The organism is Mesorhizobium sp. M1312 (assembly GCF_040318115.1).
Taxonomy (GTDB): Bacteria; Pseudomonadota; Alphaproteobacteria; order Rhizobiales; family Rhizobiaceae; genus Mesorhizobium.
This window is the reverse complement of sequence record NZ_JAMYLQ010000028.1, coordinates 36791-61401: the sequence shown is the minus strand read 5'-3', so window position 1 is coordinate 61401 and position 24611 is coordinate 36791. Positions and strand designations below refer to the sequence as shown.

Here is a 24611-nt window from a genome sequence, read left to right as displayed (position 1 = left end):
CCGCAGGTACCCAGCCTCCGGCAACGAATCCACACGCGCCCATGGTGATCATCGAAGCCGAAAGGGCAGCGTCCGGCCGCCCACCAAGCCGACAATACCGCGCGGAGGCGCAACGAAGCGGTCTGTCCGCATCGAAGCCGCCGTCCCCCGACGACGGTCGCGCCATCGCCGACATCAGCCGCAAATCGAAATCCCCATAGACATCGACTGTGGCCCGCGGGTTCCTTCCTCGGGGACTTTCGTACGCCTGCCGGCGCCCGAAACTCTTAACGTGAGCTGACGGTCCGCTTCGAAGCAAACTCAACAGAAAGCAGCGGTTCGCATCGCTTCATTCCAATGAAAGACAGCGTCACTAAAATCTGGAATCGATACCGGCTCGCCCGCAGAGCGGAGTGCATCTCCTTTATCGGTTTAGTAACTATGCAATGTCAGATTATTGCGTGGGACAAGGGCAAAATATTAATAGAGAATTATCGATCGCCGAATTCATCAGGCGATGGTCCAATCTCGACGGCGGTCAAGAGCGGGCAAACTATTCTCTTTTCTTGGCAGAGCTTTGCGATGTGATTGGGGTCAGGCGACCCGATCCTGCATTGGCTGCCCATGACTTCAACGACTACGTGTTCGAACGGCGCGTTGAAAGAAAACGTCCGGACGGGACGAAGGAAGCAGGGCGCATCGATCTCTACAAGCGAGACTGCTTTATCCTTGAGGCCAAGCAGAGCCGCCTCCGTGGCGGCAAGAAAGCAGTGCCAGAAGGCCAGACGGACCTATTCGCCACGGCGGAGAGAGGACCGGTGGACACAGCGGTGTCCGGCCTCGATCACGTCATGGTCCAGGCGCGCCGGCAGGCCGAGCGATATGCAGCTTCGTTGCCCTCCGACCATCCATATCCGCCCTTTATCATCGCGTGCGATGTGGGGCGTGCTGTCGAACTCTACGCCGATTTTTCCGGTCACGGACGCCACTACGCCCAGTTTCCCGATGCGCGGCAATTCCGCATCGAACTCAGCCATCTAGCCAGCCCGGATATCCGAGAACTGCTGCGTGCGGTATGGGAACAGCCTCAATCTCTGGATCCGGCGCAGAAGACGGCCAAGGTCACAAGAGAGATTGCCGGGCACCTGGCGGAAATCTCGAAAGCGCTCGAAGGACGCGGCTTCGAGGCCCGAAGCGTAGCAGTTTTCCTCATGCGATGCCTCTTCACGATGTTCGTCGAGGACGTGGGACTGCTCCGCAAGAAGGGCTTCACGGAGCTTCTGACGAAGTGTCTCGACGATCCCGCGCGGTTCACCTTTGAAATCGACGATCTCTGGCGGCATATGGATCGCGGAGATTATTCGCCCGGCATTGGCGAGCGACTGCTTCGCTTCAACGGCAAGCTCTTCAAGAATGCCGCTTCGCTCCCGCTGACCAAGGTCGAGATACGCCTTCTACGCGATGCCTCGGATGCCGATTGGCGCGATTTGGAGCCCGCAATATTTGGCACCCTGTTCGAACAGGCACTGGACCCGATCGAGCGCAAGCGTCTCGGTGCGCACTACACGCCCCGCGCCTACGTCGAACGGATGGTGGATGCCACCATCATCGAACCCCTCACCAAAGACTGGATCGGCCATCAATCGGCTGCCGAGCGTGCGATCCGCAACGGATCGACGGCGGCCGCCATTCGCGAGGTTGAGGACTTCCTAAGGCATTTGGCGTCGGTGAGGGTGCTCGATCCGGCATGTGGAACCGGAAATTTCCTCTATGTTGCTCTCCGGCGGATGAAGCAGTTGGAAGGCGAGGCCCTCAAGCAACTGCAAGATATCGGCGGCGACGAGGCGGTCTCGCGCGTCGCGGAAATCTCGGTGAAGCCGGAGCAGTTCTTCGGCATGGAACTCAACAGGCGAGCCGTCGAGATTGCCGAGCTAGTCCTCTGGATTGGATACATACAGTGGCACATGAGGACCCGGTCCACCGTGCCCTCCGAGCCGGTCCTAGGCAGCAGCGACCATGTTCACGCGAAGGATGCTCTCATCACTTGGGCGGGCTACCCGCATCCGCAACTCAAGCGTGATGCGTTGGGTAAGCCCGTGGCCGATGGTCAAGGCAACGAGATGTATGTGTATCCGAATGCGATCAGCGCCGACTGGCCGGAGGCTGACTTCATCGTGGGAAATCCCCCGTTCATCGGCGGTAAGGATATTCGCGGGCGGCTGGGTGCGGGCTACGCCGAAGCCTTGTGGAGTGCCAACCCGCAGATGAATCCTGCGGCGGACTTCGTGATGTACTGGTGGGACCATGCCGCCGAGCTGCTCGTCCGCAAGGGAACGCGATTGCGTCGCTTCGGCTTCGTCACGACAAACTCCATAACGCAGGTATTCCAGCGGCGTGTCCTCGAAAGGCATCTTGCAGGCGCTTCACCCGTTTCGTTGGTGCTTGCCATTCCGGACCACCCATGGACCAAAGCATCAAAGGATGCCGCCGCGGTCAGAATTGCCATGACCGTAGCTGAAGACGGCGAACAGGATGGTGTCGTGCGCATCGTGTCGAGAGAGGCCGACCTCGACACAGACGAGCCCACGATTGAGTTCGCGGAACGGAAAGGGAAGATTAATCCCGATCTCACGATTGGCGTGGATGTCACCAAATCGAAGGCACTGGTAGCAAATGACGCGATCTGCTCACCGGGAGTGAAGCTGCATGGCGATGGCTTCATCATCACGCGGGAAAAGGCCTTTGAGCTCGGCCTTGGAAAGCGGCCGGGCCTTGATCGGCATATCCGCGAATACAGGAACGGCAGGGATCTGACATCACGACCGCGTGGGGTGATGGTTATCGATCTGTTCGGTACAGCCGCTGATGAGGTCAGACGGGAATTCCCCGAAGTCTATCAGCACCTGTTGGATACGGCGAAGCCGGAGCGGGACCGGAATAATCGAGCCTCATATCGAGAAAAATGGTGGTGGTTTGGAGAGCCTCGACGAGAACTTCGGCCAGCGATGGACGGGCTGCACCGCTACATCGCCACCGTAGAAACTATGAAGCACCGCATCTTCCAGTTCATGGAGGTCGAGGTGCTTCCAGACAACATGCTGGTCGCGATTGCGTCGGATGATTCCTTTCATCTCGGCGTGTTGTCTTCGAAGGTGCATGTAGTCTGGGCTTTGCGCACCGGAGGCCGCCAGGGCGTCGGCAACGATCCGAGATATTCGAAGTCCCGATGCTTCGATCCCTTCCCGTTCCCCAACTCAAGCGCCTCGGCTCGCGCCGAAATAGGCGCCATTGCCGAAGAACTCGATGATACGCGCAAGCAAGTCCTTGCCGAGCATCCCGACCTGACTCTTACCGCGCTCTACAATGTCTTTGAAGCTGTTCGGGCGGGCGGCGTACTCTCCCCCAAGGATCAGGACATCCGAAGCCGTGGCCGCGTTCTGATCCTGCGAGAGCTTCATAATCGGCTGGACGCCGCCGTCATGAAATCCTACGGCTGGCAAACGGATATCGACGCCGAACAGATTCTCGACAGCCTGGTCCGGCTGAACGAAGTCCGGGCCGCCGAAGAGCGTCGGGGCTTCATCAAATGGTTGCGCCCTGAGTATCAGATCGACAAGATCGGTCCGCTGGCGCATCGCGGCGATCGCGTCCAGGCAATCCTGGCGACCAAGGTCAGGGCGAAGAAGACCCCGTTCCCGACCGCGCGACTGGACCAAGCGCGGGTCGTCCTCGACCTCATGGCGAGTGCGAAAGCACCTCTGTCGGCAGAGGAAATCGCTGTCACGTTCACATCGTCGGACGAAACCATCGTCGAGGTGCGCGACGTACTTCAATCTCTGGTCCGGCTCGGCCAAGCGGAAAGCTACGACAATGGAAGAAGTTTCTTCCGAGCGGCGTAGGTAGTGCTCTCAACAACAATTGCCTCTTGCTAAATCGCACTGCCGGACAGGGGGCCAAGAGCGGACCGGCAGCTCCTATTAAGGAAAGGGGGGTAACGGACAGTCGGTTGTGAATAGCTGACTATAGATCGTCGAACAGCGTGAGATCGTGTGCCTTCCGGACGCGGGCCAGGGTATCCTCGAAGCTTTCATGGTCGTCGCCCGCCGGAATGAGCGCCTCGATCTTGTCGAAAGCGGCACGCGCGGCCGGACGCGAATGATCGCTCAAGTGGACGGCATTGGCGAGCAGCTCCGCGCTCGCGCATCCTTTGCGCACGACGCCGCTCAAGGTGAGGAGGGTTGTCGGGATAAGGGTTTCTCGCCCTCGGCGAGCGCCTTGGCTGCGAGGATCCGCGCCGGAAGACCTGCGACGAACGCCAAGTCCGACGCCATGCGCACCGCGAAGTGGCGCGCGATCTCGCAGGTCTTGATATCCTTCTCGGCGGTTCCAATCGCACGCTCGAGATCGCAGAGCGGCTTGCCGGCCATCCACGCCGCGAGGAGTGCCTTGATCACGGGCAGGGCGTGCTTCGCCTTCTTTCTGTCGCCGTCGAGAGCGCGATAGTCGGTGCCGAATAGCCCCTCGATATCGTTGGGCCGGATCAGCTGGAGCAGCCACTCCGGCCGCTTCTCGATCCAAGCGAACAGGGTGGCGACGCAGTCGGTCGCGGTGCCGGCAAAGGCGTCGGCCTTTACCAGCGCAGTGAGGCTGGCGACGACCTCATAGGGCAGTCCCGCCGATGCAGCGACGCGTTCCAGCCAGGTAAGCTCCTGCTCGGGCGCGAGCTCCTTGCGGCGCACCAAGGCTGACTCGATCCGGCTTTCGATCCATTTCTCCTTGCCCGCCTGCCACTTGCGATAGGCGGCGAAGGACCGCCGGATCATTGCCTTGGCCGGCTCGTCCGGCTCGTCGTCGTCGCCGACCGGGAGCCGGGAGAGAAGATAATCCTCACTACCTTCGTGCAGACCGGTGTGGATCCGGTCGAGCAGCCCGGTCAGTGGATCGTCGATCGTCAGGCACTGGTCGGATTGCGAGAAAATGCCCTGGAGCGTCATCCAGTGGCCCGCGATATTGTTCTTTGCATCGTCGATGTTGATGATCTTGCTCGGCACGACGAGCACGAAGCCTTGGCCGCCCTCGCCTGCCCGGCCGGCGCGCCCCGCCGCGTTGAGCAGCTCATGGGCATCGAGCTGCTTCATCTTGTCGCCTTCGACGTCCCACCGGCTGTCGCCGGCGATGAGCACGATGTCGCTGGGAAGGTTCATGCCCTGCGCGAGCGTAGAGGTCGCGAAGAGCGCATCTATGCCGTCGCGCCGCTTGAACAGCGATTCGTGCAGCAGGCGCTCCTGCTTCAGAAGCTGTGCATGGTGGCTGGTGGCGCTGCCGTCCACCCGTCCCTTGGCGTCGAGCTTCAGATAGCAGTGATCCGGTCCGCCCAGTTCCTCTTCGACCAGCTTCCGCCAGGCGCGCTCCTCATCCGTCAATGCCACCCGACGCTTGGGCAGGAGCTCGCGAAAATGCCGCACGGTGGATTCGGCGGCGACGGTGCTCTGGACGAAGGTCAAGGTCTTGAGACCATCCTCGGCCGCCGCCGCGGCAATCGTCCCAGCGACCTTGTTGCCGTTGGGGGTCAGATACCAGTCCTTGGTCCGCTTGTTCGTGCTCGTCGCAAACAGGACAGGCTCGTCGAGCAGGGCCATCAGCGCATAGTCGCTACGCTTGCGCGTCGCCCAAGTCTGGCGGAGGCAGAAAAAGGCAAGCGGCTGGGCGTCGAGCTGCGCCTTGAGCTTGGTTGGGACGCCCTTGGTCGTGGCTTTTGCTTGCTCTGTGACGAGCAAGTTCTCGAGCTCGGTGACGCGGTCAGCGCTATAGGCGACACAGCCACGCGCTTGGCGCGTCGGCTTCCACGCCAGATCGAGCGGCAGGCATGGGCGGTCGGTTAGCTCGGCGACCCATCCGGCGATTTCCTCGGCATTCTGCATCATCGCCGAGATCAGGAGCAGGTCGGCGTCCGGCGCCGAATGCGTGAGGTTCAAGAGGCAGAGCATCGCATCAATGCTGCGCCGGCTGCGGTCCGCTTCACGCGGATGCAGGAGATGGCACTCGTCGAAAATCACCAGCCCGACGTCCGCAAAGGCCTCGGGCTGCAGCGATTGGAGCATCAGGCACCGCTCGGGCGTCGTGACGATGATCTCGGGCAGCACGATCGCGTCGGAGAACGTGATTTCCTCGTCGAGATCGCCGAACACGCTGAAGTCCCTGAAGGCATTCTGGAGCGTGAAGGTGGTTTGATCAACAAGAGCCAATGTCGGAGCAAGCACGACGACCTTGCCGCCGGCAAGAAGCGCGGCCGCGATCTTGAGCTCAGCGAGGGTCGATTTGCCGCCGCCAGTCGGGAAACTGACGGCGGCGGACGTACCCGCGGCAAGATAGCCCTTGTCGAGCGCGGCCCGGTGGTTGCGCCAGAGATAGGGGCGCTTGTTCGCCGCGCGGCGGATGATGCGCCACCATTGGTTCGAGCCGATGCCCGACGGCGCGCGCACGCGGCACAGGCCCGCCTCCGCCAAGTCGCCGGAAACGGCGAGCAACAGCTTCGCGACATGGAGCGGGCCGGGAAATACACTGACAGCGTGCGGTCCGTCGGCGTCGAACACTCCTTCGATCGGCGCGATGCAGAGGTCCCGAACATCGGCAAAGATCCTCTGGGCCTCAGATACCGCGATCGCCTCGGGATCGTCGGCCGGGCGGGTGAGCAGTTCCCGCGCGAGCTGGATGACGCCGGCGTGGAGCCGCCGTAACAAGGCGTCCACGGCCCGACCCGCGCCGCTCCGATCGGCCGGGCGTTCATAGTCGAGATCGCCGTCATTATCGATGATTGAGCGCAGCCGACCTGTCGCAAGATCGCCGATCGCGCGAATGAGCCGCGCTTCCGCACCCTGGTCATCGGTATCGGAGACCAGGCGCTTGGCCATTTCTGCAGCATCGCTTTGTGAGTCCGCGATCAGGAAGAGCAAGGTAGCGCAAATTTCAGGGGCCGCGCGGATGGCGTCGATATAGGATACCCGCTTCTCGTCGTCCGCGGCAATGATCTCGGCCATCAGGCAAAGCTGATGCGCGGTGCCGGCGACGAAGGCGGCAGCCGCCCGGTCAGTGCGTTCGGGCGCGGTCGCGACCAGCAGCTCTTGCGTCGCCGCCAAGCGCCGCATCTCGTCGAGCAGCGTGACCAAGGCCTCGCTGCGATCTTCAGCTGCGGCTGCGCCCCGCAGCCGCACGCGCGCGGCGACGATCTCGGCGAAGACATTGGTGAAGCGGCGCGGCAGCTCCTCCAGATCGAGCGCTTCGAGCGGCGGGGCTCCGGCGATCAGGTCTATGGTGACGGGATCAAACATCGTCGCGCCATTTCTCGATGTACTTGATTGCCTTGGCCGCGAACTCCTTCATCCAATCGCGCAGCTTAGGGATGCACATGGTTTCGGCTTGGCGCCGCTTCCGGCCGCCCGGTGCCACCTTGTCGAATCCCTTAAACAGGGCTTCGCGGTCGTCATCGTCGTCATGGCTGTCGTCGGCGGTGATGGCGACGCGATAATAGCGGGCTTCATCCCAGAGAATGGTCTCGACTGCCGCATCGATGTCCATCTTGGGAAAGCGCAGCTGATTCGCCTCAAGGATCGCGCCGGTCTCCTGAATGAGCTCGGGCATGCGCTCGCCGCGTTCGAGCGCGCGAATGCCCATCCAGACGTCGCCGGTGATCGTCGAGCGCGGGTTCACTGTTGCCTTGTCCTCGAAGATCACGACTGCCGTGATCTCCTCTCGGGCCGCATCGAGCTTCAACTGCATTCCGTCGAAACCCTTGTGCGCGAGAATGGCGTGGGGCGCGCGCACGACGGCGCCGGAATCATCGCGGTGCGCCGCGATCCAGGAAATCGCCTGAAAAATCCAGCCGTCGCGGTGATAGGCATCCTTGCCGTCCTCGACGGTCAGGAGCTTGATCGCGCCTTTGGCCGCGGCGACGCGGGTCGCGGGCGTCTTCTTGTCGATACCGGAGAGGATCGCGGCAACGTGGCGCGACTGACCCAAGGCGATCTGCGCGACCTTAGCGGCGAGGTCGTCCTCGTCCGCTATAACCCAACGCGAGCCATGACACAGCGTTCCATGCGTCACCGACGTCAGCGCAAGCGACATATTTGCCTGCGAATAGCCTGTTGAGGCCGACACATCTCAAATTCCCCCTGAACTCCAACCCGCCCCAAGTAAAGCGAGTGCCCATTACTTGCGTCAATATAGGCGTTCATCGGTCTAGCGAAAAGGTCGCCCCTATCCATCAGGCGCGAATGGAGAGGATAAAAGCCAAAGCGGCGAGTCCAGCCGACGCTGCTGCGGAGACGAGGCGCTCGGCGCAGCCAGAAGGAGAGTGCTTCGACTCGGTAGCGCGCGCCCGATATCCCGACCAGAGCCTGGACAGCGCCGAAGCAAGCGCTAGGTAATGGCCGCGCGAATGCGCCAGCAATTCATCTGTCGTGCGCTTCAAAAAGAACGACAGCTTTCAGGCGTAGTCTCGAATACGCTGGACGGCCGAAATCGGCCCAAAGTGGGACTCGCCGCTTTTGGTTGCGATCGACTTGGTTTGCGCGTCACATCGCTAGACGTTGTAAAGCACGCCGACGATTTTCCGAGCGCCAACGACCGATGGAACCCCGCATGCCGCCTTTCCAACAGAAAGGACCAGAGACGATCCCATCCCGCCTATGCTCTCGAACAGCCTGAGATGGGAAAGGTCGCCAGGAAGTGCCGACCCCACCCGCTTGAAAATGCTTGATCCGTCATCGAGGAAAAGGGCAACGAGGGCGTCCTGATGATGCCCGAGGGTATCGAGTTCGATGTGATCCCCTCCAAGGACGACTTGCTTGTCCAGTGCGAGCGGCACCGCACTTTCATCGACCACGCGGAAGGCGACTGCGATCCGCTGCAACTCCCTGTTGACGTCAACAGCTACGGCCTCTTCTGGGCCATGATCGACGCGCACCCTGTGGTCGAAAATGATCCCGACAACTTGGTGAATTGCCGTTTCATCCTCGGGCAGAAAGACGGTTTTAGGATTGCGGATGCGCGGGTCCGGCGTCTCGGCAGTAAGGCCGATTAATCCGCCATTTGCGCTGCGAACCAGCCGGCGCGCGTAAATATCCTTGCCGTGACGAGCGATCACAAGCCGCCGGTCCGCGCTTGGTGCTGCGATGGACTTAACGATCGCAAGACTGCCAGCGGGTGCCGCGAACCCGAAGTTGGCCCGCCTGAGATAGTATGCGACGCAGCCCTCAAGAACGCGCGAATCCAGAATCTCTGGTTCGTCCTGAGTTCCCGTAGCCGCCCGGTGCCGGGTAAAGGCCGCCAAGTCAGGACAGATGATGACCTGCGGTGTGGAAAGCGAAGTAAAGTCGATCGCGGCTGGCGCCTCAAGCTTCTGCTTCGCTTCTGGGGCGTCCCGCCGGCGCCAGCGATAGCATTCTTCACGCATGTCCTCGGCAAGTTTGATCAGATCGACCAATTGGCTAGCGCATAACGCGACCTCTCCAGCAGTGATGTCTAGGCGACGTCCGTGATGGGCCTTGTTCATCAAGGCCACCACCGGGGAATTGTCACCCAACGCGGGGTGTTCAGTGAACCGCCTGAAAATGCCTGCGCCAAACATCCCGACCGATCCGGCACGCGCCAATGGGCGCATACGCTGCACGAAATCGGCGAGCGTGGGATTCGGCGTAGCCTTCGCCCAGGATGAATGGGCCGGATCGTCGAACATGTCCCCAAGCTGCGCCTCGAGGAACACGCGACATCCATCGGCGAGCTCGCGTGCGGGCTCTTCTTCATTTGGGTCGGCATCAAAGCGCTTCTTGCGCTCAAGCAGGACGGCATGGGGTACGATCGTCCTAACGCGGGGCTGCAGCCGTGTCGCGGGATGCACTGCAAGATGCTCAATTCCGCCCGGAAGCTGGATTTTGGCAACTCGGCTGCTGAAGCGGGGATCATAGGACGTAACGATCACCTGCGCCCCCCCGCTCGCCAAGTTTCCGAGTGCGGCCGCCAGCCGCTCCCGGTTTTCGTCGTCAAGCAGCTCCTGGGGATCGTCAAGCACGAGAGTAGTCAGACCGCCACGCTCCTTCAGCACGTGCTGCCAGAAGGCGAAAAAGAATGCGACCAAACTCGCCCTTAGGGCCGATGCGTTCGTGACATGTTGGGCTGGAGCCGCGACACCTCCTGCTTGGACGACGAGTTCCCATTCGCCTTTGCGGCCCATGCCGGTATCGACGAGTTGGTGAGCCGTATCGGGAAATGCGCCGAGATAGATCAGATGCCGCCATGCAGCAGCGTCAGTTCGAAGGATTTTGCGAAGCTGGTCGACTTGCCTGTCAGCCAGTGTTCCCAAATCAGCGAGTTGGCTGAGCGCCGTGCTTGCCGTCGCGTAATTGGCAAGCCGGATTTCAGCTGCCCGACGCGTCGCCAAGTGCTTTGAGAGCCGTGCACACTGGGTTAACGCGTCCGATATCGGCTCGGCTGCTTTGACGAGGTTTTGAAGTTCCAACAGCTTCCCGGTAAGGGTTAGCTTCTCTGCAGGCTCTCCTTCCTTGGGCTTGCGCCCGAGTACGCGGGTGAGGACATCCTTTGCCAATGCATCGTTGTTCTGGCGCCAACGGGCAAAGCGGATTGCCCGGTCAAGCCGCTCCAAGGCCAGTTGAAGGTCGCTACACCCTGCTGGCAAAGCGATGGCGATGGGATCATCCAATTCCGCGCGATTCTCGAATACGCCATCGAGGCTCAAGGCCGTGGGGGACTTCAACTCGCCAAGAATGCCCGCAAACGGTGCGAACGAAAAAGCCTCTTCAACGAGCGCTTTTCTCAGAAGGTCGCACGGATTTGACGGCAAGTCCGTAATCAACTCAGCGCGAAGCGCCTCGGGTAACGAGCGCAACATATCACCATGGGCATTTGCCGCCCAATGGGCAAGGGTTTGCGACAAGAGGTTAGCATTGGAAGCAGCCCCGGCTAGGTGTTGTTTGACCGGCTGACCCGTCACAGGGTCGACGGCATGTGAATGATCGCCACCACACACGACGCACCGGTCTTGGTCGCGTGCTGGGTCCGGATGATCCGTCATCCAGGCCTTGATCCGCGCATACAAGCGCGTTCGTGCTGCGCTTGACGGATTTTGCGCCAGTTCCTGGAGGGTACGCGCTTCCGTCAGAATGGCAGTCAGCTTGTTTTCGGCACCGCCAAGCTGGTCCGGGGTCAGTTTGCGGAGGTCGGCGAGTCGCGCGATCGACTTCAATGTTTGAGGCTGGCTGAAACGCTCGAGCGCACGACCGATGTTATCTTCGAGGTCGGAACGCAGTTTTGCATCGGCGGGATCGAAACGCCCGCCAAGGATCTCTTTCGCAGACTCAAACGCCGATGCCTTTGCGTCGTCGAAGTGCGCCTTGATGGTCTTAACCTTTTCCTCAATGGCCTTGTCGTCCGACGGGACTGGCACCGCCATCGGCGGCTCAAGCCCAGCATGGGTCCGCAAGATTTTTTCGAGGTCGCCTTTGGCAACGTTGTAGTCGGCGTCCGCCTTATCGCATTCGCTGCGTTTAGCCTTAACGAGATCTTTGTCAATTTTGGTTTTCGCGCGGCGCGTGTGTGCGGCAAGGTCCACCAGCGCAGACAACCCTGTAAGCTCTGACACTGCGCGTCCCAATTCTGACTCGGATCCCAACCGAATGAGCGGGAGTAGGGCCGGCATGACGGTGCCGATGCGAAGTGCGATGGGATCGACCCCAAGCGCGGATAGATCGGGTGGCAACTCCTTCAGCTTGCCCTGAAGCGAGCGCGTTATGCTTCGGCGGATTGGGGGAAGCTCCACGCCGCCGTCATCAACGAAGGTCAGTTCAACCCATGTATCTGCGGGAACCCAGTCCTTGTCGGGCCGGTACTCGTCCAGGAGTGGCATGGGTGTCAGTGACGACAATTTGTGCGTTGTCCGCTCGTCCTCCGCATTGCCTATCCAGCAATCGAAGTCCTCCGGGTTTTCCGGCTCGCGCTGCGGCCGAAGCATCTGACCGGTGAGGGTCCAGATGACGGTATTGAGCAGGGAGGTCTTGCCGGATCCGTTCCGCCCTTCGAAGAGCGTGATCGGGGACCAGAACTCATGGACATAATTCTCCGGAGCCGCATCCGGTGTCCCAAACTTATGCAGGCCGGCGAACCGGTGGGCCTCCACCCTCTTCAGCCGAAGGCGCCGATTGTTCGCGTTCGCGGGCCGTGAGGGCAAGGCCTTCACGGCAGGTGGCGGTTGGGAAATCGCGTCCACGAGTTCTTCCGCATGCAGGGAGCGGACATCAGCACTCCAAGTCGCCGGGCCACGATTTTGGTACCATGCCAACGCGCTACGCGTTGCAGTATCAGGCAAAGAAAATCTGCGCGCGCCTTCAATGAGAACTGGGATGCCTGTAATCAAATCGGCAACTAACGAGTCTATTGTGTGCAAATGCAGCGCACGAGCATTTAGCCCATCGATGTTTTCGTCTGACCCTTCTTGCACCGGAGACACCTTCACCAATGGTATTGAGGTAGAGAGAGTGTGTGACACTACCGAAATAATTGTCCGATATCAGAAAATTTTGCCTTCGAGGGGGTGCCTGCCAACAACTTTGCAGTTAAGCGAGTCCTTTTTGCGCCAGTCCGCTTCTTGTCGGTTCCGGCCGGCGTGGGGCTTTTGGAAACAGTCGTGAGAAGCAGCGCTGGTTCGCAAGGCGCTCCACTACAATCTCACCAAGAGCTACATCGACCATCCCCTGACCGTAGTAGCATGCATTCCCCGCGGTTAGTTGGCTTCAACTTTGAACAACGCGGCACGACGGCGACGTCGATCAAACGATCGGCGCTAGCTTCGTGGGAGGTGATCAAGATTCCCCGCACAACTCGCGAGGTGATCCCCACGCGCTCGACGCTGAAACGCGCGCCAGTTTTCCGGAATGGACAAGGCGCAGGGAGCTTCCGGCCGGTTCGAGCCTTTCGCCGATACATCTTGTCAGCGTGGAGGCGCGTTCCGGACATTCGATCTTCGCCTTCTTTCGATCGTAAGCAAGCCATCACGAACCAGATTGGGTCGTCGCGATATGGTGCCTTGCCCTGGCGATTGCTTCGTCCAGGCGCGTCCGTGAGACCGCCGCAAGCCGCTCGACCCCAAGGAGTCGCGCCATATCGCGTGCAGGATCGGGCATGTCCAGCAGTTCCGCATTGCCGATCACCACCGAGGCTAGTTCCGCCAACGGTATCTCGGCAATCGAACGCCGGGCCTCCTCATTGACGGGTTGACGATATGGCATCGGGTCCAAGACCTTGCCCTTCTTCCAAATGAACTCGCCGCTTGACTCTTGTGTCCTGTCCAGATCCCGCAAATGAAGATCAATCCTCTCGCGGATGCGTCCGCCCGTGCGGAGCCAACCATGGGCCCGAGCAATCCGTTGGGCGAGGACGTCTGTTCGCAATGGACTTTCAGTGTCGACGACGGTTTCAATCATGCCAAGCAGCGTCGCGCGATAGCCAAATTCGAAGAACTGATCGGGGTCTGCCCGCAGGCCACTGAGATCGGCCAACCGATACCGCCTGTCCGCGGTGCCGTCGGTAATAAGCGGGCCCGTTATCGGTGGTGGTGCGGTCGTCTCAGCGGGGCTCGAAGCTGCCGGAATATTCACCGATACGAGTTCAGTCACGGCCACCGTCGGCGGCGATGGAGGCTCCTCGATCGGCGTCGAGCGGTCCTCGGCAATCTCGTCGATCGGGTTGACCTGGCGCCCCATGTCCCAGTGACACTCGGTCTCCGGTTCTGCGGCCGCACGGTGCGCCCGGCCCTCATCCAATAAGGTTTCCAGGCTGGTGTGCAACCGTTCGGCACATCCGTTGGCGTCGAACCACCAATCCGTTGACCAGACGCGCAGGATGTTCCAGCCCAGCCCCTTCAGCACTTGTTCGCGAACCTTGTCGCGGTCCCTTGCAGTTGACGACCGGTGATAGGTCGCACCGTCGCATTCCACACCCGCCAGGTAAGCACCAGCCAAATCCGGATTACGGATCGCCAGGTCGATGCGGAAGCCGGAAATTCCGACTTGCGGGACCACAATCCATCCCCGTCGTTCCAACAATGTGGCCACGGCTTCCTCGAAGGGAGAATCGAACCCTCCGACAGATCCGATGTCCTGAGCCGGTAGCGCGATAGCGCCTCTCTCGGCATAGTCGAGGAACGTCTTCAGATGCTGAACGCCGAGCGCCTTGCTTCTCGCCGGGTCGATCTGGTCCGCGGTGAAACCGGAGAAGACGATCAGCTCCTGGCGCGCGCGCGTCACGGCGACGTTGAGACGCCGCTCGCCTCCGTCACGGTTCAATGCCCCGAAATCCATCGGCGGTGACTTTCCGGAGGCATCCTTCCAGAATGTGATCGAGAACAGGATGACATCCCTTTCGTCGCCCTGCACGTTCTCGAGATTCTTGACGATCGTTGGCTCGACGCGATCTTCAGCGAAGAACCATTCGAGTTCAGGATGATCGCGGCGCGCGGCATCGAGCAGATCCAGGATCAGAGACTGTTGCTGGGCATTGAAGGTGATCACGCCAAGCGTCGGTCGGCCAATCTCGGGGAGTTTTAGCCAGCTATTCATCCGCGCTACCGCCTCAGCTGCGACAGCATCCGCCTCGATCCGGTTGGTGCGGCTCTTGCCACGGTCATAGATGCCATTCGGCACCTTTCGCAGGCGCACCGCGCGGTCCTCGACCGTCGGCGAAGGAAATGTCACGAGCCGGTTCTGATAATAGTGATGGTTCGAGAAAGCGATCAGAGACTCGCTTCGGCTGCGGTAATGCCATCTCAGATCGCGCACCGGAATGCCGGACGCCCTTGCTTCGTCAAGGATGCTTTCCAGGTCCTTCTCGTGGTCGGCGATGTCCTCCTCCTCCTCGTTGCGTCCAAAGAAATTGGTCGGCGGCAGCTGCTTGGGATCGCCCACTATGATGGTCTGACGCGCCCTGGCGATAGCGCCGACCGCGTCCCAGGTGGTGATCTGCGATGCCTCGTCAAATATCACAACATCGAACAGAGCTTGGTTCGGAGGAAGATACTGGGCAATGGAGAGCGGCGACATCAACATGCAGGGCGCAAGCTTGGAAAAGCATTCCGGCATCTTGCCGATCATGTCGCGGATCGACTGGTTCGGCCGCTGAAGCTCCATCTGATGTCGCAACAGTCCCAGTTCCGAGTTGCGCGAAACACCTTGAACCGCTGGCAGGCCATGCGCGATTGAACTGATGACGCGCTGCGCGGCATGCGACCGCGCCAGATCGTCGATCTCGCGGAACTCCTTGATGGCGTTCTCGTGCTGAAACCTACGGAAGTCTCGCAAGACAAGATCCTCATCAAGGACCTTCGGGAGCCACCATCGGGCATAGCCTACGCGAAACGCCGAACGCGCATTTTCGGGGCGGATAGCTCCTGTCTCGATCTGCTCGACCAGAGGGGCCAAGTTGCTGCTGATTGCCATGCTCCTGGCCCGACACCAGGCCGACCAGTTGCGCAGCAGATTTCGCGCGCCTATCAGAGCGCCGAGCTTCATTTTGAGCGCGGCGAGACTTGTGCCATCGGCGCTGTCGGGAGCGTCCCGCCCGGCAGTCTCACCGAACACCCGACGCGCGACCTCAAGGCTTTTCGTAGCCGCGAGAAGGCGATCTCCCGCTAGGCGTACCCTGTCATTTTCCAGCGTGCCCCGAAGGCTAGGCGCGACGGAACGCAGGAGGGATCGTATTTCCTCTTGAGAGCATCCGGGGATACGCAGAGCACCGCGAAGGCGTTGAGCGAGATCGAGGATGTCCGTCACCCCCTTGACATCAGTGGCAAGGCCATCGACCCGCAGCGGCTTCCCAGCCAGCAGGCTCTGGTCGATGGCGGAGAGTTCTTGCTTCATCCGCTGCAGCAGCGGCAGGTCCCGGCCGGGGTTCGCGGTGCCGAGTTCAGCATGGCCCTGCAGAAGCTTCTGGACCTTGCGCTTGCCAAGCGTGGAGTTCGGCCAGAACGATGCCTTCGCTTCGCGCCATTGACGGTCCAGACCATCCGGATGCAGCTCGCGGACCTGGGCAAGGCCATAGGTAGCGGCAAGGCCCCGCTCAGCTTCGCGATAGGTTTCGATCGAACGTCCCAAATCAACAAGCGCGGTCCTGCACTGTGCGAAGTCCCGGTCGAACGCAATCGAGATGTCGCGACCTCGGCTTTGGCTCAGGACCTCCGCCAGGCTTGCAAGGCTCTCAAGTACCGCACGCGGCACCGGCTCGTTGGCTCCGAGGCCTAGACTGGCGAGGTAGTCCCCGATCGAGCTCGTCAATAGTTCGATTGCTGTCTGAAGCGATTTCGCTGCGGAAAGTACGCTTTCTTGCCAACCGATGCTCCACTCTCCAGCATCGATCAGGTCGAGTGCCGGCTCACGGTCGACGGATGCAAAAACAAGGCCTACTTCTACGGCTAGCTCTTCCAGATCGAAGAGTGTTTGCGCCTCGTGCGTATCGCGCGCCTGCCATGTGAGCACAGGCGCAGGCTCATCTGCCGATCTAAGTGCAATCCCCAATGCCAGATAGGGCGTCCAGCCATTTGAGTAGCGTTTGTGAAGCGCCTCGACGTAGGCATTCAATTCATCGCGCCTCACGCGCAGCCGCTCATTGATGGCGACCCATTCGGACGCGTCCGTCCGCCCGCCATGCTCCCAGGACGATTTCAACTGCCCGAGAAAATGCTTGCGGTCGGCCTTGTTCGAATGCAGCTCGATACAGTGATTTCCCAGGCCGTGTTCCCGCAGCCGGCGATAGACGACGTCGAGAGCCGCCGTCTTCTCCGCCACGAAAAGGACCGTCTTCCCCACACCCAGGCAGTTGGCGATCATGTTGGCGATGGTCTGGCTCTTGCCCGTACCCGGGGGACCCACAATGACGAAGTCATGGCCCTCGGCAGCCGCGAGACTGGCGGCCGTCTGCGATGAATCCAACGGCAGAAGGCTTATGATGCTCGAGGGCGCATAGGCGCGGTCCAGGTCACGCTCCTCGCGAAACGGCGACTGTCCATCTGCGGCCTGAAAGGCCTGCTCCGGTGTGTCGATGAGGTGGCGCACGACCCTGTTTTGGCGGAGCGCCTCGGTCCGCTCGACCAGATCCTTCCACATGAGAAACTTCGCGAAGGAAAAGGTTGATAGCGCGGTTTCGTCGACGACCTCCATCCCGGGAACGTCACGCACTGCCTGCCGCATCATGGTGAGGACCCGCGGCACATCAATGCCATCGTCGTCCAGCGGCAGATCGCCGCCAAACTGCGAAAGGCGCAGATCAAAGTCCCGCTCCAGGAACTGAAGAAGCGTTGCGTTGAACCGAGGTTCGTCTTCGTGGAAGCGGATCGTGAAGCGCGAAGTCGCACTGCGGCGCTCGAGCCGTACCGGCACGAGAAGAAGTGGTGCCCGATAGCTGCGGTCATCGTCCGGCTTCTTTTTCCAGCGCAGGAAGCCCACCGCGAGGAACAAAGTATTTGCCCCTCCCTCGGCGAAATCGTTACGGACCTGTCGATGCAGGTCGATCAGCCTGGCGTCCAGCTGACGGGCGTCCAGCGTCGACGGCAGCTCGTCCCTGAGCAGAGCCTCGGCCGCGAAACCGCGCTGAAGGTCGCGCCCGTGGACGTCGCGATAAAGCACCTCGTCTCGTTCGCCCAAGGGGTTCTGCTCGGGGAGCGATATGAGACGGATAGCGACACCATTTGCGAGCCGATCCTCCAGATAGGCCACGTCGGTGCACAGAAACGGGATCGTCTTCTTCGAATCCGGGAGATTGAGGAGCCGGTTGCGCAGCGTCAGGTCGAGGAGCTTCTTCTGCCAGCGGTCGATACGGCCGGCGGCATTGGTCGGCTTTACCTCGATAGCCTCGGCCGGCAATTCGCCAATCGCTGGCGCTGGAGGAAGTGGCAGAACGGCGACATCCACATCATCCTCGACGGCGTTGCGGCGGATCGGCTCGTGTGAGGCGAGCGGCGTTATGCCGCCGCTGCGCGAGCGGCGTACGTCTATAGCCGCGACGAAGGCGTACGCCTGGTCTTCCGCCAGACGGTTGCTCAACGCACTTTGCGCGCTGTCAAGTGTGAGCGCAGGTCGATGGGTGACGCCAGTTGTCTCGAAAGCAATGAATTCGCGGGACGCCAATGCCTTGCGGACCTCCATCTGATCCGTCTCAATGGCATTGGCAAAGGTTCTCTTAGTCAGCCAGACGCCGGCCGCCGCATGCCCATCGAACATCAAGATGCCCGGGTGCAAGCCGGCAGCCTCCAGGGCCGCGGCAAACAGAAGCGTGGTGTCAAGGCAGGTCGCAAGACGCTCCTGCGCGATCGTCGTTGGGCGCCTGATCTTCTGGCCTCGGCTCTCGAAGCTCGCCGGCGGCTCCGCATAGTGCAACCCCATACCGGCGATCGCCGAATAGATGGCCGCGGTCAGCATGTATGCCCGTTGGGGACTCTGGGATTGATATCCGTCCAGGCCACTCGGGTGACCATGCGCGACAAGTCGTTCCGCCGCGGCCCGCAGGATCTGCGCCACACCCGGATCATTCGGCATGGCGAATGCTGGCAGCAGTTGAGCCATGTCCGCAACGCCACCCCATTCGTCGCGCGCGAGCAGTCTGACTGTCAGGCGTCTCTCGTCGAGAACCTTGCCCGCCGATGACAGGCGAAGCATGATCTCACCGCGTTCGGCCTCGTTCAGGCCGGCGAGATAACCAGCATCGAGCTCGACTTTGCGGTCGCTCAGCGCAAGCCTGTCGCCAGGGATGATCCGATCGACTGTCCACGTCTTCGGCCGCAGGAACGACGGTGAAGACGTCAACTCAAGAACGCAGTTTTCAAAATGAGAGGCCGAGTTGTTCTCAATTCGTATCGAACGAATGACCGGTATCGCATTCTGATAGGATGCATATGTGAAGCTGGAAGCGACATCGGCAACGATGCATGGCGCAGCAGAAATATCGGATGCGGGACTGTCTATTGTTGCGTACTGAGAACTATCGGCTGATTCCATTGATGCAGTACCCCCTTTTGAGAGACTAGCGGCTTTTTTCCCTCTTGTCGTGTTTTTGGATGTCAGATCAGAACAAGAAGCCCTTTTGTCAGCTTGATAGTTTGGATGTACAGTTGATTTCTGGAAAGCGGATCGCAGCATTTCCCGGCGAAACCCATCGAGGCCCCTGTCGCAACATTCCAAACCCATGAAAGAGAGTTGCCGAAAGCGGTTGGGCTTTGCTAACCGGGTGCGAGAGGCGGCGAAGCCGGCCTAGCAAGCGCCTGAATTAAAATCCCCTGAGCTGGGACCGAGTGCCGAGAAAATCGCGTCGAACCACGTCCCTCGTTCGGGGCCGGAGATAGCCCAATGGCATTTCGCTTCATCCATACGGCCGACATTCATCTCGACTCGCCGCTGCGCTCGCTGGCGATGCGAAACCCCGATCTTGCCGAACTGGTGGGAGACGCCAGTCGTCAAGCATTTGTCTCTATCGTCGACCTTTGCCTTGCGGAGCGTGTCGATGCCCTCGTCATTGCCGGCGATCTCTACGACGGCGATCAGACGTCGATGAAAACGGCACGGTTTCTCGCGTTGCAGATCACCCGTCTCCACCAGGCCGGTGTCAGGGTCTTCATGATTCGCGGAAACCACGACGCCATGTCGCGGATTACGAAGCAGCTCGTGTTCCCGGATACTGTGACGATCTTCGGTGGCCGTGCCCAACCGGTGCTGCAATCAGCCGGAGGCCTGGATGTCATGGTCCATGGCTTGAGCTTTGCAAGCCCAAAGGCGCCAGAGAGCCTGCTGCCCAAATACGTGGCTCCCCGCGAAGCGGCGGTCAATGTCGGCATCATGCATACCAGTCTGGCCGGATCGCCAGGACATGACGTCTACGCCCCCTGCAGCGTTGCCGACTTGCATGGCCACGGTTTCGACTATTGGGCGCTGGGCCACATTCATGTTCGAAAAGTCCATCCCGGCGCGAGCACGGTGGTGATGCCAGGAATGCCGCAAGGCAGGGACATCAATGAGGCCGGAGAGAAATCAGTCACCCTGGTAACGATAAGCGATGACCGGACCATCGCGATCGAGGAGAGGCTGACCAGCGTCGCGCAGTTCGAGCGGATGAACGTTGATCTGACCGGGACGCTGGAATGGCCAGAGGCCGTCGGACGGATCCGGTCCGCACTCGAGCAAACCCGGACCTCCGTTCGATCCCGCCATGCTGTGGTCCGCCTTGGACTGACCGGTACATCGCCGCTGTCCTGGAAAATAATCCGCGACAGGGATCTGCTGCTCGGGGAGGCTGAACAGGCAGCCGAACACGTGGGTGATGCGTGGATCGAAAAGCTCGAGCTGGACCTGTCGCCGCCCAACAGCGAGACATCCGACGGCGTTGCCGATCCGGTTCTGGAGCTCGCGCAATCCATGCACACCATTGCCAGGTCGGAAGCTTTCCGAGCGGAAGCCAAAGCCCTGGTTTTGAAAACCATCGCGGATCTTCCGCCGGACGCGCGCGACTTTGCCGGAAAGGACGAAGCCGCACTGGACTTGTTCCTCGACGGCGCGCTCGCCCGCGGTGCCGACTTGGTCACGGCCCGCCTCAAGGCAGGCGGGCAGCAATGAGACTGCGGCGCCTCGACCTCATTCGCTACGGGAGGTTTACCGACAAAGCGATCGACTTCGGGCCAAAGCCGGAGACCGGACCCGATCTGCACATCGTATTCGGCTTGAATGAAGCCGGCAAGTCGACTGCGCTTGCCGGTTATCTGGATCTTCTGTTCGGCATTGAGGAACGCAGCCGCTACAATTTCCTGCATGAGTATAGCGCGATGCGCATGGGCGGCGTGCTGGAATTTAGCGGCGAAGAACAAACCTTCTCGCGCACAAAGCAACGCGGCAACTCGCTGCACGATGCAATGGGCCAACCGGTCAGCGAAGTGGCGATATCGGCACATCTGGCAGGCCTGTCCCGCGAAGCCTACCGCACCATGTTCTCACTGGACGACGAGACGCTGGAAGCAGGCGGAAAATCGATCCTGGAATCGCGCGGAGACCTCGGCAAGCTGCTTTTCGCGGCCAGTGCCGGTCTGGGGCACGCCAGTGACATCCTGAGCGCGCTCGAGGCGGAGGCAGATTCTCTCTACCGTAAACAGGCACACGGAACCGAACTTGCGCTGCTCAAAAAGCGGTTTACCGAACTGAAGTCGCGCAAGGATGAAATCGACACGCTGGCCTCCACCTTCGAGACATTGGAGGCGGAACGTGTCGAGGCCGCGGAAAAATACGATCGCAGCATAGCCGAACGATCGGTGCTGTCGGCTCGCCTGGAGACAATCGCGAAGTATCTGCGCGCGGCTCCCCTTGCGGCCGATATCCAGCGGAAGGCCGCTCGGCTTGCCGAATTGCCTGACCTGCCTTCGCCGCCCCGGACCTGGACGGGGAGTGTCGCCGAAATGATCGATCAGGACGCCAGCCTGCGAACGCGCCAACTGGCAAACGACGACGAAATGGAGAGGCTAAGGGCGAAGATCGCGGCGATCGCCGTGGACGAGGAGATCCTCGCAATCTCCGAACAGGTTCGCGGACTGGCCGATCGCAAGGCGCGATATGTTTCTGCGGGCCTGGATCTGCCCACCCGCAGGACCGAGCTTCAAATCCTCGACAACGCCGTCGCGAATCGCCTTGCCGCCTTGGGAAAATCCACAGAACGGGAGCCAGCTTCGCTTCTCCTGCCCGCCGCCATTGTCGGGACCGTTCGCAATATGGTCGAACAGCGATCCGGAATAACCACCAGCGTGCGTGTTGCCCGCGATGAGGCCGCGGCAGCCCTGGATGCGCTTCACACGGCGCGGCACCGGGTCGGTGAAGAACGCGCTGTGCCTGAACCTGCCAGGGCAAGGCTGACGGCAGCATTGTCCAAGACGAGAGCAAGTGGGCATCTGAGCGAGATAAAGGCGGCGCGTGAGGCGGAAGACTCGAGTCAAATTCGTTGGCGGACAGCAATCCGGCGTCTCCAGCCGTGGACGGGGGACGCGGAAGGTCTCTCAGCGATGTCAGTTCCAAGCGCCAGACAGATCGCGGCCTGGAAGACACTTTCGGCAGAGCATGAGAGGAACAGAGCAGTCCTTTCCGAACGTCTGACGGAGCAAGAGCAAACGCATGCCTCGCAGTTGGCACATTTGGAAGCCATCCGGTCCTCGGTCGATGTGGCGGATGATGAAACCGCAATGGCTATGCGGCAGAAGCGGGATGAGGCTTGGAAAGGCCATCGCGACAGGTTGATCGCCGAGACGGCAGACATTTTCGAGGTGGCGTTGGCTCGTGACGATGATGCTGCAGCAACCCGTCTGGTCCATGCGCGCGAGCTCGCTGAAATCCGAACAACGATGCGAAGCCTCGCCGAAGGCGTCACCGGCATCGCGCGCACGGTTGATCAACTGGGGCAGCTCGCCTCGAGTGCGAAAGCGGCACTCTCGGAAATCACCGCGGCAGCGAGAGACTTGCTTGGGACATGCCAGGAAACCTCGCCTGAGCTTTTGATTGGGCTGATCGAGGAGCGTAGCTCCGCCCGCGCCGATGCGCTCGCGGCCTGGGACGAAATCTTGATCGCGCGCAAGAAGCTTGAGCGGGCAACTGACGATGGGGGCATCATACGCCTCGAGGTGAGCGCCGCCCTGGAAAGCGTCGGGATACAGCCGGAACCGAATGAGAGCCTGGAAGCCATGATGGCCGTTGCGGAACGGTTCCTCGACAGGCAAGCCAAGGTCGATGCCGAACGCGCCGAGGCGATCAAAACCGTGAGCGCTAGGGAGGAAGATCTTGCAATCAGACGCCGCGCCCTGGAGGTGGCGGAAAGCCGTGAGGAGGATTGGGTGGCCGACGTCACCGCAGCCCTCAAGGGCACCTGGCTGGAAAGCGGAATTTCCGCGCCTGGCGTCGGCGGTGTCCTCGATCAGTTGGTGGAGCTGTCAAAGGCTATCCAGGAACGCGAAGCGATGCGGCTGCGTATTGCGAAAATGGAGGCAGACAGGGGCACGCTCATCGAGGAGGTTACTGTTGTCGCAAGACAAATCGGTGAGCCGGCGGACAAGGCTGACCCGGAACAATTGGCCATCAGGCTTGCCGAGCGCCTGGAGCGCGCCGACCGTGCCCGCGAGACAAAGGCGGCCCTGCTCGTTGACCAGGAGCGCCTTGAGGATGTTCGTGACGCGCTCGATTTGGAAGTCGCGGTGCACGAGCGACGCAAGCAGGATGTGTTGGCCGCCTTTGGCGTGGCCAACTTGGCGCAAGTCGTTGAGCGCGATGAACTGCTCAAGGAAAGGGACCGCCTGCGTGCCGCCTTGATCGACCTTGAAGAACAGCTGTCTGCTGAGCTCACGGCGGACGGTGCCAAACAAGCCCATTCGATCTTGGATGGCCTTGATTTGCACGGGCTTGCAATCGAGAAGGCCGAAAGCGAGCGGCGGCTTGGCGATCTCGACGAATTGATACAGCAGCAGCTCATCCGGCGGACCCGTGCGGCCGACAAGCTGGACGCCATTGGCGGCGACAGCGCGATTGCCCGAATAGATGCCGAGCGTCGCACCGTGCTTCTGGAAATCGAGGAGAAGGCGGTTCGGTATATCGAGCTGAAACTGGGAGTAATGTCCGCGGCAAACGCTCTGAGAGTGTATCGCGAGCAGCATCGCTCCGGGATGATGGTCCGGGCATCTGATGCCTTCGCGCTCATCACACGCGGTCAGTACGCAGGCTTGGCGACCCAGCCGGTGAAAGGCGGCGAAGTCCTAATTGCCATGCAACGCGACGGGCAGTCCAAGGTCGCCGACGCGCTGTCGAAGGGCGCTCAGTTTCAGCTGTACCTAGCCCTGAGGCTCGCAGGCTACTACGAGTTTGCGCGGCTTAGGCCCTCCGTGCCCTTTATCGCCGATGATATAATGGAGACCTTCGACCACATCCGATCCGAGGAGGTCTTCAAATTGTTTGGTGAGATGGCATGTGCCGGTCAGGTGATCTACCTCACGCATCACCAACACCTGTGCGAGATCGCCAAGGCAGTTATTCCCAGCGTGACGATCCATGAGCTCGGATAGTTGTCCGTTGGTGCAAATGACCGCCTTGGGATCAATCCAGGAGTCCAACGCCCATGTCGTGGGCGGCCGCAATGGATCGGCTCACGACCTTCCGTGCGTGCAGCACAACATCGGAAGTTGGCGCGAGATTGACCTCAAGGTGACAAGCTGAAAACCTGGACCAGTGAATGTTCGCCATTTGTGCTCGCAAAGTCGCATAAAATGCAGTGTGGAAGTCAATCCCAGACGTCGCCCGCCTGATCTGCGGCAAGTGCTAGCGCGTCGCCATCGCCTCAGCGGCCGTGCCGGTCTCGTGGCTCCTGCCAAGCGACCAAGATGTAGATCGTGTGCGGGCAGCTGAAACGACTGCGATCGGTTCTGGCGACGCGCCGGAGACGGTGCTGCTGGTTGGCGCTGGCCGCATCGACCGACTGATTTGAAGCTGGCCCATGACGAACCAGTGTGGCGGTTCAGCGTCGGACCTCGACTTCGAGAGAATGGCCGCTTATGCTAGTAGTTGACAAGAGCA

General features: G+C 60.8%; 8 protein-coding genes. 3 read left to right on the top strand and 5 right to left on the bottom strand.

The window, feature by feature from the left end; translation table 11 throughout:
* Positions 1-425: 425 nt before the first annotated feature.
* On the top strand, positions 426-3878 hold the full coding sequence (locus tag NKH36_RS26445) for a DNA methyltransferase (protein WP_352961199.1): 3453 nt from the start codon (positions 426-428) through the stop codon (positions 3876-3878).
* A gap of 121 nt (positions 3879-3999) precedes the next feature.
* Here NKH36_RS26445 and NKH36_RS26440 read toward each other — a convergent pair whose 3' ends face one another.
* The 5 genes from NKH36_RS26440 to proA all read right to left on the bottom strand — a co-directional run bounded on the left by NKH36_RS26440 (position 4000) and on the right by proA (position 19028).
* Positions 4000-4206, bottom strand: coding sequence for a hypothetical protein (locus NKH36_RS26440; protein WP_352961201.1), 207 nt, complete (start codon positions 4204-4206; stop codon positions 4000-4002).
* The gene (locus NKH36_RS26435) at positions 4203-7307 is read right to left on the bottom strand and encodes a DEAD/DEAH box helicase (RefSeq protein ID WP_352961203.1); all 3105 of its coding nucleotides are present in this window, start codon (positions 7305-7307) and stop codon (positions 4203-4205) included. Before NKH36_RS26435 ends, NKH36_RS26440 begins: the two co-directional genes overlap by 4 nt.
* Positions 7300-8133: a hypothetical protein gene (locus NKH36_RS26430; protein WP_352961205.1), complete on the bottom strand. Its 834-nt coding sequence runs from the start codon at positions 8131-8133 to the stop codon at positions 7300-7302. Before NKH36_RS26430 ends, NKH36_RS26435 begins: the two co-directional genes overlap by 8 nt.
* Positions 8134-8557: 424 nt before the next feature.
* On the bottom strand, positions 8558-12487 hold the full coding sequence (locus NKH36_RS26425; RefSeq protein WP_352961207.1) for an AAA family ATPase: 3930 nt from the start codon (positions 12485-12487) through the stop codon (positions 8558-8560).
* A 550-nt stretch (positions 12488-13037) separates the two neighbouring features.
* Positions 13038-19028, bottom strand: coding sequence for an anti-phage protein ProA (gene proA / locus NKH36_RS26420; protein WP_352961209.1), 5991 nt, complete (start codon positions 19026-19028; stop codon positions 13038-13040).
* Between the two features lie 348 nt (positions 19029-19376).
* Here proA and NKH36_RS26415 point away from each other — a divergent pair, with 348 nt between their 5' ends.
* Both NKH36_RS26415 and NKH36_RS26410 read left to right on the top strand, forming a co-directional pair.
* On the top strand, positions 19377-20636 hold the full coding sequence (locus NKH36_RS26415) for a metallophosphoesterase family protein (protein WP_352961211.1): 1260 nt from the start codon (positions 19377-19379) through the stop codon (positions 20634-20636).
* The gene (locus NKH36_RS26410) at positions 20633-24103 is read left to right on the top strand and encodes an ATP-binding protein (RefSeq protein ID WP_352961213.1); all 3471 of its coding nucleotides are present in this window, start codon (positions 20633-20635) and stop codon (positions 24101-24103) included. Before NKH36_RS26415 ends, NKH36_RS26410 begins: the two co-directional genes overlap by 4 nt.
* The last annotated feature ends 508 nt before the right edge of the window (positions 24104-24611 follow it).